This window comes from Hyphomicrobium sp. (assembly GCF_041659645.1).
GTDB lineage: Bacteria > Pseudomonadota > Alphaproteobacteria > Rhizobiales > Hyphomicrobiaceae > Hyphomicrobium_B.
The window spans coordinates 740,237-755,557 of sequence record NZ_JBAZXX010000003.1; the positions used below are offsets into that span (position 1 = coordinate 740,237).

Annotated in this window: 12 protein-coding genes and 1 tRNA gene; 6 read left to right on the forward strand and 7 right to left on the reverse strand. The window is 61.2% G+C overall.

The genetic code is table 11. The features are described 5' to 3' along the window. Positions 1-2: 2 nt before the first annotated feature. The 5 genes from acs to WC811_RS13540 all read right to left on the reverse strand — a co-directional run bounded on the left by acs (position 3) and on the right by WC811_RS13540 (position 5,409). Positions 3-1,949 (reverse strand): acetate--CoA ligase, encoded by a 1,947-nt coding sequence (acs, locus tag WC811_RS13520; RefSeq protein WP_372645391.1) that lies wholly within the window; start codon positions 1,947-1,949, stop codon positions 3-5. A gap of 149 nt (positions 1,950-2,098) precedes the next feature. Then, positions 2,099-2,770, reverse strand: a complete 672-nt coding sequence (locus WC811_RS13525; RefSeq protein ID WP_372645394.1) for a methyltransferase — start codon at positions 2,768-2,770, stop codon at positions 2,099-2,101. Further along, complete coding sequence (locus tag WC811_RS13530) at positions 2,767-3,204, reverse strand: EVE domain-containing protein (RefSeq protein WP_372645396.1); 438 nt, start codon at positions 3,202-3,204, stop codon at positions 2,767-2,769. Before WC811_RS13530 ends, WC811_RS13525 begins: the two co-directional genes overlap by 4 nt. A 173-nt stretch (positions 3,205-3,377) precedes the next feature. Beyond that, positions 3,378-3,884 carry a GtrA family protein gene (locus tag WC811_RS13535; protein WP_372645398.1) on the reverse strand — a complete coding sequence of 169 codons (507 nt, stop codon included), beginning with the start codon at positions 3,882-3,884 and terminating at the stop codon, positions 3,378-3,380. A gap of 4 nt (positions 3,885-3,888) precedes the next feature. Beyond that, the gene (locus WC811_RS13540; RefSeq protein WP_372645400.1) at positions 3,889-5,409 is read right to left on the reverse strand and encodes an NAD(P)/FAD-dependent oxidoreductase; all 1,521 of its coding nucleotides are present in this window, start codon (positions 5,407-5,409) and stop codon (positions 3,889-3,891) included. A 244-nt stretch (positions 5,410-5,653) separates the two neighbouring features. Between WC811_RS13540 and WC811_RS13545 the strand changes: the two genes are divergently transcribed. After that, entirely contained in the window at positions 5,654-7,507 is a 1,854-nt protein-coding gene (locus WC811_RS13545; RefSeq protein ID WP_372645402.1) for a hypothetical protein, read from the forward strand. Here WC811_RS13545 and WC811_RS13550 read toward each other — a convergent pair. Both WC811_RS13550 and tsaD read right to left on the reverse strand, forming a co-directional pair. Beyond that, positions 7,467-8,462, reverse strand: coding sequence for an NAD(P)H-dependent glycerol-3-phosphate dehydrogenase (locus tag WC811_RS13550; RefSeq protein WP_372645404.1), 996 nt, complete (start codon positions 8,460-8,462; stop codon positions 7,467-7,469). The two genes, WC811_RS13545 and WC811_RS13550, sit on opposite strands and share 41 nt — an antisense overlap. 59 nt (positions 8,463-8,521) lie before the next feature. Next, positions 8,522-9,625 (reverse strand): tRNA (adenosine(37)-N6)-threonylcarbamoyltransferase complex transferase subunit TsaD, encoded by a 1,104-nt coding sequence (gene tsaD / locus WC811_RS13555; protein WP_372645406.1) that lies wholly within the window; start codon positions 9,623-9,625, stop codon positions 8,522-8,524. Positions 9,626-9,766: 141 nt separating this feature from the next. Here tsaD and hemC point away from each other — a divergent pair, with 141 nt between their 5' ends. The 5 genes from hemC to WC811_RS13580 all read left to right on the forward strand — a co-directional run bounded on the left by hemC (position 9,767) and on the right by WC811_RS13580 (position 15,294). Beyond that, positions 9,767-10,699 carry a hydroxymethylbilane synthase gene (gene hemC, locus WC811_RS13560; protein ID WP_372645408.1) on the forward strand — a complete coding sequence of 311 codons (933 nt, stop codon included), beginning with the start codon at positions 9,767-9,769 and terminating at the stop codon, positions 10,697-10,699. After that, positions 10,699-11,436: a uroporphyrinogen-III synthase gene (locus WC811_RS13565; protein WP_372645410.1), complete on the forward strand. Its 738-nt coding sequence runs from the start codon at positions 10,699-10,701 to the stop codon at positions 11,434-11,436. The genes hemC and WC811_RS13565 overlap by 1 nt, the downstream gene beginning before the upstream one ends. 136 nt (positions 11,437-11,572) lie before the next feature. Beyond that, the gene (locus WC811_RS13570; RefSeq protein WP_372645412.1) at positions 11,573-13,288 is read left to right on the forward strand and encodes a hypothetical protein; all 1,716 of its coding nucleotides are present in this window, start codon (positions 11,573-11,575) and stop codon (positions 13,286-13,288) included. 19 nt (positions 13,289-13,307) lie between these two features. Further along, the gene (locus WC811_RS13575; protein ID WP_372645414.1) at positions 13,308-15,077 is read left to right on the forward strand and encodes a heme biosynthesis protein HemY; all 1,770 of its coding nucleotides are present in this window, start codon (positions 13,308-13,310) and stop codon (positions 15,075-15,077) included. A gap of 141 nt (positions 15,078-15,218) precedes the next feature. Then, positions 15,219-15,294, forward strand: a tRNA-Thr gene (locus WC811_RS13580). The last annotated feature ends 27 nt before the right edge of the window (positions 15,295-15,321 follow it).

Consider the following 15,321-nt stretch of genomic DNA (forward strand, 5'->3'; position numbering starts at 1 on the left):
GATCAGATCGCGCGGCGGTTCTGACGGTTGGTGATCAGATCGTCAACGACGGCGGGATCGGCGAGGGTCGACGTATCTCCCAAGGCGCCGAAGTCATCTTCCGCGATTTTGCGGAGGATGCGCCGCATGATCTTGCCCGAGCGCGTTTTCGGCAGTCCTGGAGAGAACTGGATGAGATCGGGCGATGCAATCGGGCCGATTTCCTTGCGCACATGCGCAACGAGATCCTTCTTCAGTGCGTCGTCGCCGTTCTCGCCGCTGTTGAGCGTGACATAGCAATAGATGCCTTGGCCTTTGAGATCGTGGGGGAAACCGACGACGGCCGCTTCGGCGACCTTCGGATGGGAGACGAGCGCGCTTTCGACTTCGGCTGTGCCCATGCGGTGGCCCGAAACATTGATGACGTCATCGACGCGTCCGGTAATCCAGTAATAGCCGTCGGCATCGCGACGGCAGCCGTCGCCAGTGAAATACGTTCCGGGGTAGGCCGAAAAGTACGTCTGCACGAAGCGATCGTGGTCACCGTAGATGGTGCGGGATTGGCCCGGCCAGCTATCGAGGATGACGAGGTTACCCTGGGTATCGCCTTCGAGAATTTTGCCCTTCTCGTCGACGAGAGCGGGCTGAACGCCGAAGAACGGCTTCGTCGCGGAGCCGGGCTTCAAAGCCGTGGCGCCCGGAAGCGGCGAGATCAGGATGCCGCCGGTTTCTGTCTGCCACCAGGTATCGACGATCGGGCAGCGGCCTTCGCCGACGACGTTGTGATACCACTCCCAGGCTTCGGGGTTGATGGGTTCGCCAACGGAGCCCAGCAGCCGCAGCGATGCGCGGCTTGATTTCTCGACGAGAGCGTTGCCTGCGCCCATGAGCGAGCGAATGGCGGTTGGCGCGGTGTAGAAGATCGAGACCTTCCACTTGTCCACGACGTCCCAGAACCGCGAGGCCGAAGGATAGGTCGGGATGCCCTCGAACATCAGCGTCGTCCCGCCGTTCGCGAGCGGACCGTAGACGATGTAGCTGTGTCCGGTGACCCAGCCGACGTCCGCCGTACACCAGTAGATGTCGTCGTCGCGGTAATCGAAGATGTATTGATGCGTCATCGAGGCGTAGACGAGATAGCCGCCTGTCGTATGCACGACGCCTTTCGGCTTCCCGGTCGAGCCTGACGTATAAAGGACGAACAGCGGATCCTCGGCGCGCATTTCTTCCGGCTCGCACTCAGCCGGGACCGTGACGAGTTCCTCGTGCAGCCAGAAATCGCGTCCCGGAGTCCATGATATGGGATTGCCGGTGCGGCGCACGACGAGAAGTTTCTCGTCGCCTTTGCATTTCAGGAGCGCGGCGTCGGCATTCTTCTTCAGGGCGACAGGCTTGCCGCCCCGGAGGCCTTCGTCGGCCGTGATGATGAGCTTGGAATCCGCGTCTTCAATGCGGTTCTGGAGGCTGTCGGGCGAGAAGCCGCCGAACACGATCGAATGGATGGCGCCGATACGCGTACACGCGAGCATGGCGTAAGCGGCTTCGGGAATCATCGGCAAGTAGATGGTGACGCGGTCGCCGCGTTTGACGCCGTGCTTCTTCAGGACGTTGGCGAAACGCTGCACGCGCTCATGGAGCTGACGGTAGGTGATCGACTCGCTTTCGTTGGGATTGTCGCCTTCCCAGATGATCGCGACTTTGTCGCCGCGTTGCTCGACGTGGCGGTCGATGCAGTTGGCGGACACGTTGAGTGTACCGTCTTCGAACCAGCGAATGTCGACATTGCCGGGTGCGAAGCTGGTATTCTTGGCCCGTGTGTAGGGCGTGATCCAGTGCAGGCGCTTGCCCGCCTCCGACCAGAAGCCCTCGGGGTCGCGAACCGACCGCTGATACATCGCGTCATAGGAGTCTGAATTGATATAAGCCCGCTCCGCCCATTGGGGGGGAACGGCGTAAATTTTGTCGGACATCGAGCGCACCTCCGTTTGGCCGTCTGAGTTGCGGCCATTTTCGCCTATTATGCTGCGACGAGCCCCGCTCTACAACATGCTCGATGGTGGAGCGCCGGGGGTCAGTTCAAAAATGATCAAGATCAATCCCGCACCGCCGCAAGGATTGCTCAGGCGCGCCAGACCGTCGTCCGCCTGATCTCGAAGTCCTCAAGCTCACGGGTTACTGGTACCTCGTATTCGGCGAGCCGCGTAAACTTTCCTTCCGGAAAGTAACTACGGCGGGGGTCTCCGATGTAGACGGAACATCCTTGGTCTTTCGCTCTGTCGATAAAACCCACTACCCGGCTGGCCAGCTCCCGTTCGTAAAAGAGGTCTCCGACGATCACGACCCCCGCCTTGGGAGGAGGCGCCGACAGCAAATCGCGATCTGTGGTTTCGAGCTTTACCGAGTTCGCCACGGCATTCAGGGCGCAGGCGGCGAGCGCCAGCCGGTCGATGTCGGCGGCGAGCACATGGGGGGCGCCGCACTTGGCGGCGGCAATCGCTGCGATCCCAGAGCCGCAGCCGAGGTCGAGGGTAGGCCGTCCCCGGCAAATCTCCGGATGATCGAGGAGGTACCGGCTGACGGCTTGTCCGCCGGCCCAGGCGAAGGCCCAGAAGGGTGGCGGCACGTTCAGCTCTCCAAGTTCGTCCTCGGTTTTTTGCCAAATGGGCAACGATTCTTCGGCAAGCCACAGCGTGATCTCCGGCACAAGTGGCGGAGCGATCGGTTTGGTATTTTCGAGGACGAAACGCTCAGCGTCGCGGGCGTCGGTTAGATCGAGCTTGCCGCCGCTCATGAGCCCTTGAGTTTCTTCAGGTCGACGCCGCCCATTTTGCAGACGACTTTCCACTCGTCGGCGCCGACCGGTTGGACCGACAAACGAGAATTGTTAACGAGGACCATGTCCGAGAGTTCCGGGTTCGCCTTGGCGTCGTCGAGGCTGACGGGGTGTGGAACCGGTATGACGGCTGCGACGTCGACGCACTCCCATTTGCCGGTTTCGTCCTTTGCTTCGGGGTGCGCGAGCGCGATGACGCGCACGATGCCAACGATCTCTTTGCCTTCGTTGGAATGGTAGAAAAATCCGAGATCGCCGACTTTCATGGCGCGCATATTGTTGCGGGCCTGGTAATTTCGGACACCGTCCCAAGCTTCGCCTTTCGGCCCGCGAGTGACGAGGTCGTTCCAGGAAAAAACGTCGGGTTCAGATTTGAAGAGCCAAGTGTGCATGAGATTGAGCGTTCCAGAAGACCAATGTGCCTAGCGTGGAACGGCGACGATCTCAAGCGTGCAAAAAAGCAGAACCTCCGCACCCGAGGATGCGGAGGTTCAGACGCGAGACAACTTTGAAATCTATTCGTCGAGCTGCCAGTCTTTGGGAGTACGACTTGCTAAATCCGACGTTAGTCGCAAGACCCTGCTTTTGAGTAAACGAGCCCAGCGTCCGAAATGTTTTTGCCGGAGATCGCTGCGAACACGATCGAGCGCCGAACCATAAACACGGCGAGGAAACTCACGGCCACGGCGGCGATCTTGGCTGCGACGGGCGATGCGGCGAAATGGTTCGTGAGGACCGTGATCACAAGGCCTGTAAGTATCAGGCCGAGCAATCCGGATGCGGCGAATTCCAGCGCGCGGCGCGCCGCAGGTTTCTGCGCGTGGGCGACGTCGAAGACAAACGTGGAGGACAATGCGTAGTGTACAATCATTCCGATCGTGTATCCGATGATACCTGCTACCGGAGCGTTAACGGCGAGCGCGCACAGAGCGCCATACACTGTGAAATCCGTCGCTAGGGCAACGACGCTCGCGACGGAATAGCGCGAAAACTGCGGAACGAGGGCGACCGCCTTATGCGAGACGTTGTCGTTCGCTGCGATCGCCAAATCTTTGGTGGCCGCGAGCCGCATTCGATCAGCTCGCCTTGCGAAGTTTGGTTGGAACCATGCGCACGCTCTTCAACGCTTCCTCCGCACCCGAACCGCCGGCCTCGTGGTATTCGGCGTCTTCGTTGACGTTCCAGATATCGTAGAGCATTTCGCCCGCGACGATGTTCTTGACCGTTAGCATAGAGGTCATCATCGCGTGGTCTTGATTGTTGTACTTGTGCATGCCGTTGCGGCCAACGAGATGCAGAGTCGGATACTTGTCGGCAAGTTCGGAGCGAATGGATTCGACGTTGCGCTTGTAGCCGTCGTCGTAGACCGGATAGGCTTTCTTCTGGCGCACGACGCAACCGTCGACGCATTCGTCTTCGGAGGCGAGGCCGATGATCGCGAGCTCCTTGCGGGCCAGCGCGAGAAGATCTTTATCGGAAGCAGACCACAGGCCATCGCCTTCGAAGCAGAAGTATTCAAGCCCGAGGCAAGCGTGATTGCTGTCCGGCACCATTTCAGGCGACCACGAGCGGAAATTCTGGATGCGGCCGACCTTCACGCTCGGTTCGTGGATGTAAATCCAATTGTCGGGGAAGAGGTCCGGCTTGTTGACGACGAGGGCGACGGTGATGAAGTCGCGATAGCGCAGCTTGTCGGCGGCGGTCAGGCATTCCGGCGCGTCGGACAGTGAATGCATGAGTTCGCGGATCGGCGCAGACGAAATGACGTGGCGTGCCGTGAAAGTCGCGAGATCGCCCGACGGCGTGCGTGCCTTGATGGTCCACAGCGCTTGCTTGGCATCGTAGCTGAGGCTTGAGAGCTCGGTGCCCATATGGATCTTGCCGCCTTGCGCGCGCGTTTTTTTAGCGGCGGCGTCCCACATCATGCCGGGACCTTTGCGCGGGTATTCGAAGCTTTCGATCAGCGTCTTGATGACTTCGCCATCGTTCGCGGCGGTTCCGTCTTTAACGCCTTTCGGCTTGATGGAATTGCGCAGGGCGTTGGCCATCGCCGACCAAAGATCGAGACCCTTAATGCGCTGAGCCGCCCAGTCGGCTGAGATTTCGTCGCAGCTCATGCCCCACACCTTTTCGGTGTAGGTTTTGAAGAAAATCGAGAACAGGCGCTCGCCGAATTGGTTGGAGACCCAGTCGTGAAACGTCTCGGGTTTCTCGTTCGGGAAGGCCTGCTTATACATGAATGAGAGCACGCACATTCCGCTTTCGATCAGGCCGAGGTTGCCGAGCGCCTCGAAGGCCTTGAGCGGATAAGAATAGTATTTGCCATCGTAATAGATGCGGCTCATGCGCGGACGGCTGATGAAATCCTGCGGCAGGATTTCCTTCCAAAGATCGACGACTTCTTTCGACTTCGAGAAGAAGCGATGGCCGCCAATGTCGAAAAGGAAGTCCTTGTAGTTCACCGTTCTGCTGATGCCGCCGACATAATGCGGGTCTGCCTCGATGACCGTTGTCGCGATCCCCTGTTTCGTCAAAAGATAGGATGCGGTGAGACCAGCGGGACCGGCACCAATGACGAACACTTCGCTATGCGACATGAAATACGCCTACGCCTACGAGCACTTGAGGAAATGGGGCATTCGCGACACGGCCACTATTTCGAGCAGCATGCGCCTTGGGCGGGAGCGTAAGTGGGGTGGGTAAATAAAGGCTGACATTTAGGAAGAATTCGACGAAAGACCCATGAAAAATTTAATGCGGCTTTTCGGACGCCGCCGACTGAAGTTTACGGTCCCCTAATGCGCTGCGGATAAGCTTTGGCATCTTTCCGGGGACCAGCTTATGTATTCCGAAACCTTAAGAGCTTCGGGCGAACGAGGGTTTGCTTCCCGCCTTCTGGACGTGCCAAATTGGGTCTGGTGGTTGCTCGTCCTGGTTTATATCGGCGTTCGCAGCTGGGGCGTCGCGGGCGTGGGCGTTTACGGCACCTATGGCGATCCGGACGATGCCACGCGACTTATTCAAGTGCGCGAACTCATGGCGTCGTGGAATTGGTTCGACACCACCACGATGAAACTCGGCGGCGATGCCGGGATGCTGTCACACTGGTCGCGATTGATCGATCTGCCGATCGCGATATTGATCGCGACTTTCAATCTTTTCATGCCCGTGGCGGATGCAGAGCGGCTGGTCCATACGGTGTGGCCGCTGTCGCTGCTCGCCGCTCTCTTGTGGATGCTCTTCAAGACGACGTCGCATGTGGGCGGGAAAGCCGCTGGACGTCTGGTGCTTCTGCTCGCAGCACTAACCCCGCTCGGGTGGTATCAATTCGCGGTCGGACGGATCGACCATCATAATGCGATGATGGCGACGATCATCGGCGCCACAACGTTGATGTGGGCCTATCCGCAGCGTGCGGATATTTGGCGCGTCGCCGGCGTACTCGCCGGGTTGGCGCTGGCCGTCGGCTACGAGGCGTTGGCCCCGGCGGTCGGGCTCGGAATATTCGCGACTGCGTGGGCCCTCTTCGATCGCCGGGTCGAGAAGAGCGCGGCTGCATTCGCGGTCGCGTTGGCGCTTGTGTTCGCGGCTGCATTCGTCGGAACCATTCCGCCGTCGCGCTGGATGGATATCCGGTGCGACGCCATCTCTCTTAACATGGTTGCGCTGGTGACTTGCGGCGTCGGGGGTCTGCTCGTCGCGGTCGGACCGGGGCGGGATTGGACGATCGGCAGGCGTATTGCTTCGATCGCTGCATTCGCGGCGGTCGGCATTGTGATTTTCGGGGCGCTCGAGCCTAAGTGTCTCGCGGGGCCGAAGGGGCAGTTGCCGGCGCTGGTGCTCGATATTTGGCTCAATAAAGTTGCAGAGAACGCCAGCTTCATCGAACAATTGTTCCAGCGTAAATTTGGGCAACCGCTCGTTCTACTGCTTCTCTATGGCATTGCGCTTTCGTCGCAAGTTTATCAGGTGAGAGCAAGCCGGAGTGCATCCGATCTTTTTCTACTGGCGATGCTCGGATCGCTCATCGGGCTCGCGTGCTGGCAGTATAAGTATACGGCTTACGCATGCTTTCTGAGCATCGTGCCGATGGCCGTCGTTTTCAGCCGTCTAGGAACGGTCGGGGAGATCGGCGCGACGACAGTGCGGCTCGGCGCGGTAATTTTGCTCAATCAGACGACGCTGACCACGCTATCGACGAGCATAAATGGGATGTTTGGCGCGCCGGAAATCTCGACGGAGGAAACAAGGACAGATGTGCTTGCCTGCTCCAAGCCCGGATCCATTCGCGATTTGGCGGCGCTGCCGGCGGGGCTTGTGGCGGCGCACATTAACGTCGGGCCGTTCATCGCGGCGAATACGCATCATCGGGCTTTGGCGGCGCCATATCACAGGATCGCGAACGCAATCATTGCCAATTACGAGATTTTCTCGGCACATGATCAAAAAAGCGCCGCCGCTGTTCTGAAGCAAGAGAACGTCGACTATGTTGCGATTTGCGATGGGCTCGATGCGCCGGACGCAAAGGATCCGAAGTGGACGGGTACGCTAAAAGCCGATCTGATCGACGGTAAAGCTCCGGGTTTTCTCGTGCCCCAGACGCTTCCCAATCCGCACTCGATCTATCACGTCTGGAAGGTCGATCGCGCGGCGCTCAATCTTCAGCTTTCAAAGGCCGCTGCATCAGGGTCGTAATCGCTTCGTCGACCAATAGCCGTCCTTCGATGATACCGTTGACGGCTTCCGCAATCGGCATGTCGACGCTGTGATCGTTGGCGAGGCGGACGAGCGCCTTGCAGGTATAGATTCCCTCGGTCACGGCAGCGCGCGCACCGAGTATCTCGGCGAGACTGCGGCCTTCGCCCAGGGCGCGGCCAAGCGACATGTTCCGCGATTGCGGGCTGCCGCACGTCAGGATGAGATCGCCAAGCCCGGAAAGTCCGAGAAGCGTTTCAGGGCGCGCGCCCATAGCTTCGCCGAAACGGCGCAACTCGGCAAATCCTCGTGTGACGACGGCGGCGTGGGCACTCGCGCCGAGGCCGCGTCCAGCCACGATGCCAGCGGCGATGGCGAGCACGTTTTTGACGGCGCCACCGAGTTCCGCGCCGAGCACGTCGTTCGACCAATAAAGGCGCATCTGGCGGGAGGAAAGTGCTGTCGTGAGAGCGCGGCCGACGGTTTCATTGCGGCAAGCGAGCGTCAGCGCCGACGGCAGCCCGCGCGCGACGTCGACCGCAAAGCTCGGTCCCGAAAGCACGACGCGCAAGACGTGGGGCGCGACTTCTTCGAGGACGTCTCCCAGGAATCGTCCAGTCGATTGCTCGATGCCTTTCGCGCAAATGATGACCGGCGTTTCCGGCGCGATTTGCTTCGAGAGCTTGATCATCACGTCGCGGACATGTTGGGCGGGAACAACCATGAGAATGGCGTCGGCGTGCGCGACGTCGGATAGGTCTTTGGTTGCACGTATTGAAGGATTGAGATCGACGCCCGGCAGGAACGTGCGATTGACGTGGCGCGCATTGATATCATCGACGATTTCGGGCTCGCGCGCCCAAAGCATGACGGAGGCACCGCCGTGAGATAGCGTCTGCGCGAGGGCTGTCCCCCACGCGCCGCCACCCACAACACTGACCGAACGTATTTGCAAATCAGCCCCCGAGACTGTCCTTCATTCCATTTAGCACGGCATTTTGACTTGCACGCAAACTAGGCTTTGACGCCCGCGCCGATTGCCTTTGGCGCTTCAGCATCGAGCGGCCATCGCGGCCTCGCCGGAGCGTCGAGCGGATCGGCAATTCCGCGTGCCAGACGTTCGGCTCCTGTCCAGGCAATCATGACACCGTTGTCACCGCATAGTTCGAACGGCGGAGCGTGAAACGAGAAGTCGTATTGGCTCGCGACATCTACAAGGGCGGCCCGCAGAGCTTTGTTGGCGGCGACGCCACCCGCAACGACGAATGGCCGATGGCCGGTGTTCGGGAAGCGCGGAAGGACGGTCCGCATGACCAAGCGGACGCGGTCGCTGACGCTGTCGCATACGGCGGCCTGAAACGACGCGCAAAGATCGGAGACGTCTTGGTCGGAAAGCGGGGCGTTCTGCATTGCCGCGTGCCTGACCGCTGTCTTCAATCCGGCGAATGAAAAGTGTGGATCTTCACGGCCTTTCATCGGGCGCGGCAGGTTGAAGCGGGTGCCGCTGCCGTGCAGCGCGGCCTTTTCGACAGACGGACCGCCGGGCATCGGCAAGCCGAGCAGCTTAGCGGTTTTGTCGAAGGCTTCGCCCAATGCGTCGTCGATCGTTGTTGCGAGGCGGCGGTAGCGGCCGACATCCTCGACCAGCAGTAATTGCGTATGCCCGCCGGATACGAGAAGCATCAGGTAGGGCGGCCGGATATTGTCGGTCAGGCCGACGGTCAGGGCGTGCGCCTCAAGATGGTTGACGGCGAGAAACGGCCGCCCAGTCGCGAGCGCCAGGGCCTTGGCGGTGGTTGCGCCGACGATAAGCCCACCGATGAGGCCGGGGCCGGTCGCAGCTGCAATTCCGGAAAGGTCATTCAATGTCGCGCCAGCCTTATCGAGGGCCGTCGTGACGAGATAGTCGAGGCTTTCGGCATGGGCGCGGGCGGCGATTTCCGGCACGACGCCGCCATAAATCGCATGCTTGTCGAATTGAGACAGGACGATATTCGACAAAATTCGACCTTTGCCGTCCGCGTCGCGGGCGACGACGGCAGCGGCGGTCTCGTCGCAGCTTGTCTCGATGCCGAGAACGAGTGCGGAAGGGGCCACAAAATCGGGAGGCTCAGCCATCTGTTCAGGAACTTACTTGGAAGTTAGGGGCGCGAGGTTGGAATCCGCGCCTCTTTGGAGCATACCTGTCGCCCGAATTACCGGCATTCATAGATCGGCATCCAGGCCCGAGCGCCCCGCCTAGCATCCGGAGAAACCTCTTTGCAAGCGACCCGCATCCGCATCGGGACCCGAGGCTCGCCTTTGGCCCTCGCCCAGGCGCATGAAGTGAAAGACAGGATCATTGCCGCCCACGGCCTCGCCGACGAGGCGGTAACCATCCATGTCATCAAAACCACGGGCGACCGTGTGCTCGACCGGCCGCTGTCTGAAATCGGCGGTAAGGGGCTGTTCACGAAGGAGATCGAAGAAGCGCTGCATGCGAACGAGATCGACGTCGCCGTGCATTCGATGAAGGACATGCAGACGGTTCTTCCGGATGGGCTGGTTATCGGCGCGTTGCTGCCGCGTGAAGATCCGCGCGACGCGTTCATTTCGCTTCGGCATGAGACGTTTGCAACGCTGCCGCCGAACGCGGTGGTCGGAACGTCGTCGCTGCGCCGGAAATCGCAGGTGTTGCATGCTCGTCCGGATCTGCGCGTCGTCGATTTTCGCGGCAACGTGCAGACGCGCTTGCGCAAACTCGAAGATGGCGTGGCGGAAGCAACCTTCCTTGCGGTCGCCGGGCTGAAACGGCTCGGACTTCAAGACCGCATCACGTCGCCGGTTTCGATCGAGCACATGCTGCCCGCCGTCGCGCAAGGCGTTATCGGGCTCGAAATTCGGGAGGGCGACGAAATCTCGGCGGCGATCGTTTCGGCCTTGAACGACATGACAACGGCATGGGCCGTTGCGGCCGAGCGGGCGTTTCTGGCGCGGCTCGAAGGGTCGTGCCGGACGCCGATCGCGGGATATGGCAGCATCAAAGACGGTGAATTGCATTTTCGCGGGCAATTGCTCTCGCCCGACGGCGTCACGTGCTACGACGTTTCCCGCAGCGGCAAGGTCGGAGATGCCCGCGACCTCGGGCTTTCGGCTGCCGACGAAATTCTAAGTATTGCCGATCCGGCTCTTCTCGTCCGCTCGAGTGTCTGATGCACGTCGTCGTAACGCGTCCCGTTCGAGATGCCGAGCCGTTCAAGTCGCGTCTTGAGGAGTTCGGGTGCCGGGTGATGCTGGCGCCGCTTTTCGAGGTCGTCGCAAGGGACATTGCGGCGGACGTGCTTGACGGTGCAGCGGCCCTAATCGTGACAAGCCGTAACGCCTTGTCGGCGCTCGCTGCTTCCCCGGCGCTGCCGTCGGCGGTCGACCTGCCGATTTATGTCGTCGGTCCGGGAACAGCGGCGGCCGCCCAGAAGATGGGGTTCAAACAGATTATCGAGGGAGCGGGGCGGGCCGAGGATCTCGTGCCGGTGCTGGCGGCGAACAGGCCCTTGGGCGGGCGTCTGATTTACCTCAGAGGGGACGTTCTCGCGTTCGACCTTGAGGCGGCGTTGGCCGAAAGTGGCGTTAACATCGAGGCAGTTCTCGCTTATCGGGCAGTTGCGGCAGAAACACTGCCGGCGGAGGTCATTAAAGCGCTTCAAACGGGCGGCATCGATGCCGTCACGCTGATGTCGCCGCGGACAGCGCGGATCTGGGCGCGGCTCGTCGCCGCTCTGTCGCCGCCGGTACAACTTTCTGGATTAGCATTTCTGTGTCTGTCCGAGCGCGTGGGGCAGGCCTTGGGCCAGTCGGTAAAAGCCGATAACATCTGGGTTGCTTCACACCCCAACGTCGAAGAAATGCTTGCGCTCGTAAAACGTCTCGCGGCAAGTTCGAAAGCGGAGTAACAAGGCGCGTAAAAGACTGGCTGGTCGCCCCCGGCAACAGAGCCTTCTCAATAGATAAAATTTCGCCTGAAACACCCCGGATTATTAACCGGGACCGGATGGCATACGCGAGTTTCGTAGGGAGGTTTAGGCTCCGATGGCAGATGAGAAATCGGGTGCAGGATCGAGTAGTGGCGCAGCCAAGCGGCCCTATGCGACGCTTGACCTGAAAGCAACCGAGGTCAACGTGGCGGCCAAGGGCAGCGCGGCAGCTTCGAGTTCGAGCGCCGCCGTAAGCGGCGATGTTCCGCGCCCGGCCGCGGCGCGATCCTATGCGGATGACGTTAGCCCGGAAAAGAGCGCGGCGTCAGCGCAATCGGGCCAGGGGTCGGATCGGGGATCGGGTCTGGGCAAGAACGACAAGGCAAGCGCGTCGTCGGGATACACGGCCAGCGCGGCAAAGAGCGAAGAACCGAAGATCGTCGTGCAGAGACGAGGTGGCATTTTCAGCCATCTCGCTGCGGGCATCGTCGGCGGAGCGCTGTCGTTTGGCGCCGTGCTGTGGGCGTTGCCTCAGCTTGAATTGCAGGGTACCTCGGACGACCAGATCGCCAATCTTTCGCAGCGACTTGCGAGCATCGAGAAGAACGACAGTGGTGCGCCACCTGCTCCAGACCTGAGCGGGATACAATCGCGCATCGACAATCTTGAAAACGCGACGCAGAAAATTCCGAGTCTGATCGAGAGCCAGGCCCGTCTCGTCGCTGAAACCAAAGCAGCGCTTGCGTCGGCCGCGTCGGATGCCGGGGCGCCGCAGCTCATCGAGCGCCTTGGCAAGGTCGAAGATCGGCTCAAGGCAATGGCCGATGCCGGTGTCAACGACCCCAATGCCACTCGCATCGAACAGCTTGCGGCGCTGACAGGCAAAGTCTCGGATCTTGAAACAAGCCTCGGGACGCAGCTTACCGCGCTTAGGACAAGCGTTGCGAAAGACGTCGAGGGCCGCGTTCAGTCGGCGACCGAAGCGAGCGAGGCAGCGCGTGCCGGTACGCAGCGGATCGACAAGGATGTCGCCGGACTGAAGACCGATGCCGTGCGCGTCGAGGAAGAAATCGCAGCGGCAAAAACGGCTAACGATCATGTCGCTGCCGATGTGAAGATCGCGCAAGATCAAATTCAGGGCCTCAAGACCGAATTCGACAGCCTGAAAATGGCGGCGGCGAAACCCGCCGATATCACCGCTGCGGTGCAGCCGCTCGAAGACCGGACGGCGGCGATCGAAAAGAGCGTTCAGGACGTTGTCCAGGGTGACACCGCGCGCAAGGAGAGCGCTCAACGTGTCGTTCTCGCGCTTGAGCTTCAAAATTTGCGGCGAGCGCTCGACAGCGGGCAGGATTTCTCGAGTCAGTTGGCGGATGTGAAGAAAGTCGCGGGTACGCAATTCGATGTGTCGCCGCTGGAAAAGCTGCAGGATACGGGCGTTCCAACCCTCGCGGAGCTGACGAAGGATTTTCGTTCCGCCGCCGATAAGGCCATCGACGCCGATGCCGAACCCAATGACGCTGGTATCGTCGATCGCCTGTGGGCAGGCGCCAAGTCTGTCGTTCGCGTCCGGCGCATCGATTTGAAGGCTGACGACAAGAGCGCGGAAGCTGTCGTCGGGCGCATGCAGGTCGCTTTGACCGAAGGGCGCCTCGTCGATGTTCTGGAAGCGGGGAAAGATCTTTCGCCCAAAGCCCAGGACGCCGCGCGGCCGTTCCTCGACAAGGTCGCGGCGCGGGTGAGCGTCGACGCGGCGCTCGCAAAGCTCGATACTCAATTGAAGACTTCCATTGCGGGCGTCTCCCAGCAATCGGCAAAGCCGTCGCCATAATCGATAAAGGGTCAGCGTCATGGTGCGCCTCGTCGTCTATCTGCTTACGATCGCCCTCGTCGCCGCCGGTCTTGCGTGGCTTGCGGACAGGCCTGGGACGCTGCAAGTCGTTTGGCAGGGCTATGACATCGAAACGTCGGTCTTCCGGGCCATCGTCATGCTCGCCGCCGCCATGGCGACGCTCGTGTTTCTGTGGTCGGTGTTCCGCGCGCTTTGGAACAGCCCTGCCGCGATCGGCAATCGCCTTATCCGGCAGCGCCAGCGGAAAGGGCTCGACGCTCTTTCGGGTGGCATGATTGCGGTCGGGGCAGGCGACAGCGCGCTCGCGACGCGCTTTGCACTGCAGGCGCGAAAGACGTTGCCGCACGAGCCTTTGACCCAGCTTTTGCGGGCGCAGACTGCTGAACTTTCCGGCGACCGTGCCGCCGCGCGGCGCATCTATGAAGCCATGCTGGCGTCGCCCGAAACAGAGCAGCTCGGCCTCAGGGGGCTTTTCCTCGAAGCACAGCGCGAGGGCGCGGGAGAAGCGGCGCGGCAATTCGCGGCGCGGGCGCTCAAGGCCAATCCGAAGCTCGGATGGTCGTCGAACGCGCTCTTCGAACAGCAGTGCAAGCAGAAGGATTGGACCGGCGCGATTTCGACGCTGGAGCAAGCGCGGAAAAGCGGGCATATGCCGAAGTCTGCCGCCGACCGTAAGCGCGCCGTGCTGTTGACCGCAAAAGCGGTCCACGCAGAAGACGATACGCCGGACAAGGCGCTCGCCTGGGCGCTTGAAGCGCATGCCTTGGCGCCGGATCTCGTGCCGGCTGCGGTGCTCGGGGGGCGCATCCTGGCGTCGCGCGGCAGCACTGCAAAAGCCGCGAAGATCATTCAAAAGACCTGGACGAAATCACCTCATCCCGATCTCGCGACCGTTTACGCGCACGCCCGCGTCGGGGACAGCACGCGGGATCGGCTCGATCGCGTCCGCCAGCTCGCGGCGCTCAATCCGCATTCCATTGAAAGTCCGATCGCGGTCGCCACGACAGCCACGGAGGCCCGCATGTACGATGAAGCGCGACGGGCGCTCGAACCTCTTTTGGCGGACCGTCTCACGCAGCGGATCGCGCTGTTGATGGCGCGTATCGAAGCGGGCGAGAACGGCGAGAAGGGGCGCGTTCGCGAATGGCTGGCGCGGGCGATGAACGCCGCTCGCGATCCGGCGTGGATGGCGGACGGCGTCATTTCAGATCACTGGGAGCCGATATCGCCGGTCGATGGCCGCCTCGACGCCTTCCAATGGCGCGTGCCGGTCGAGACCCCCGAAGGAGCAGGCCGTGAAATTCTGGCGGCCAAGATCGACGAGCTCATCGCTATTGCTCCGGTGTCGGTGGAAGCGAGAGTCGTCGAGCCTGCGGTCAAGGCTGATGACCGGGCTGACGAACAGGCCGCTCAGCCCAAGAGCAAACAGCCGGGGCCCGATGTCGTGACGGCAGAACCCGTCACCATCCCGGTCGTGCCGAAAGCCGCCGCTGGAGAGTCGAAGGGGTCGACCGCGGTTACGGGTGCCAGTGCCGGCGGCAATGGCTCGACGCGTCCGGCGGCAGCAAACGGAGCGGGGCCTTCGCCACGTCGTGCCGACGATGCCGTGACAGTCGTAAATACGCTTCCGCAGGAGCGCACGTCGGCGACAAAGACCGATCCTTCCGTTTTCGTCGCTCCGCGAGCACCCGATGATCCGGGCACCGAGCCCCCGGAACTGGAGTTGGAGCAGCCGGTGGCGCGGCGGACGTATCGGGCCGCCAACTAGGCACGATACACGCCGGGCGGAGAGGGTGTCGGGCGGTAACTGCGGCAGTCGAGCTTTCCGGGTCGGCGGCGCTTGCAATTTCCGGCCGCTCAGAGTATCCGTCGCGCCTTCCCGGGGCGGTTCTCCCCGGCCGGAACCAATGCCGCTTTAGCTCAGCCGGTAGAGCACGTCATTCGTAATGACGGGGTCGGGTGTTCGAGTCACCCAAGCGGCACCATCGATTTCAATTAATTACATTAACGGC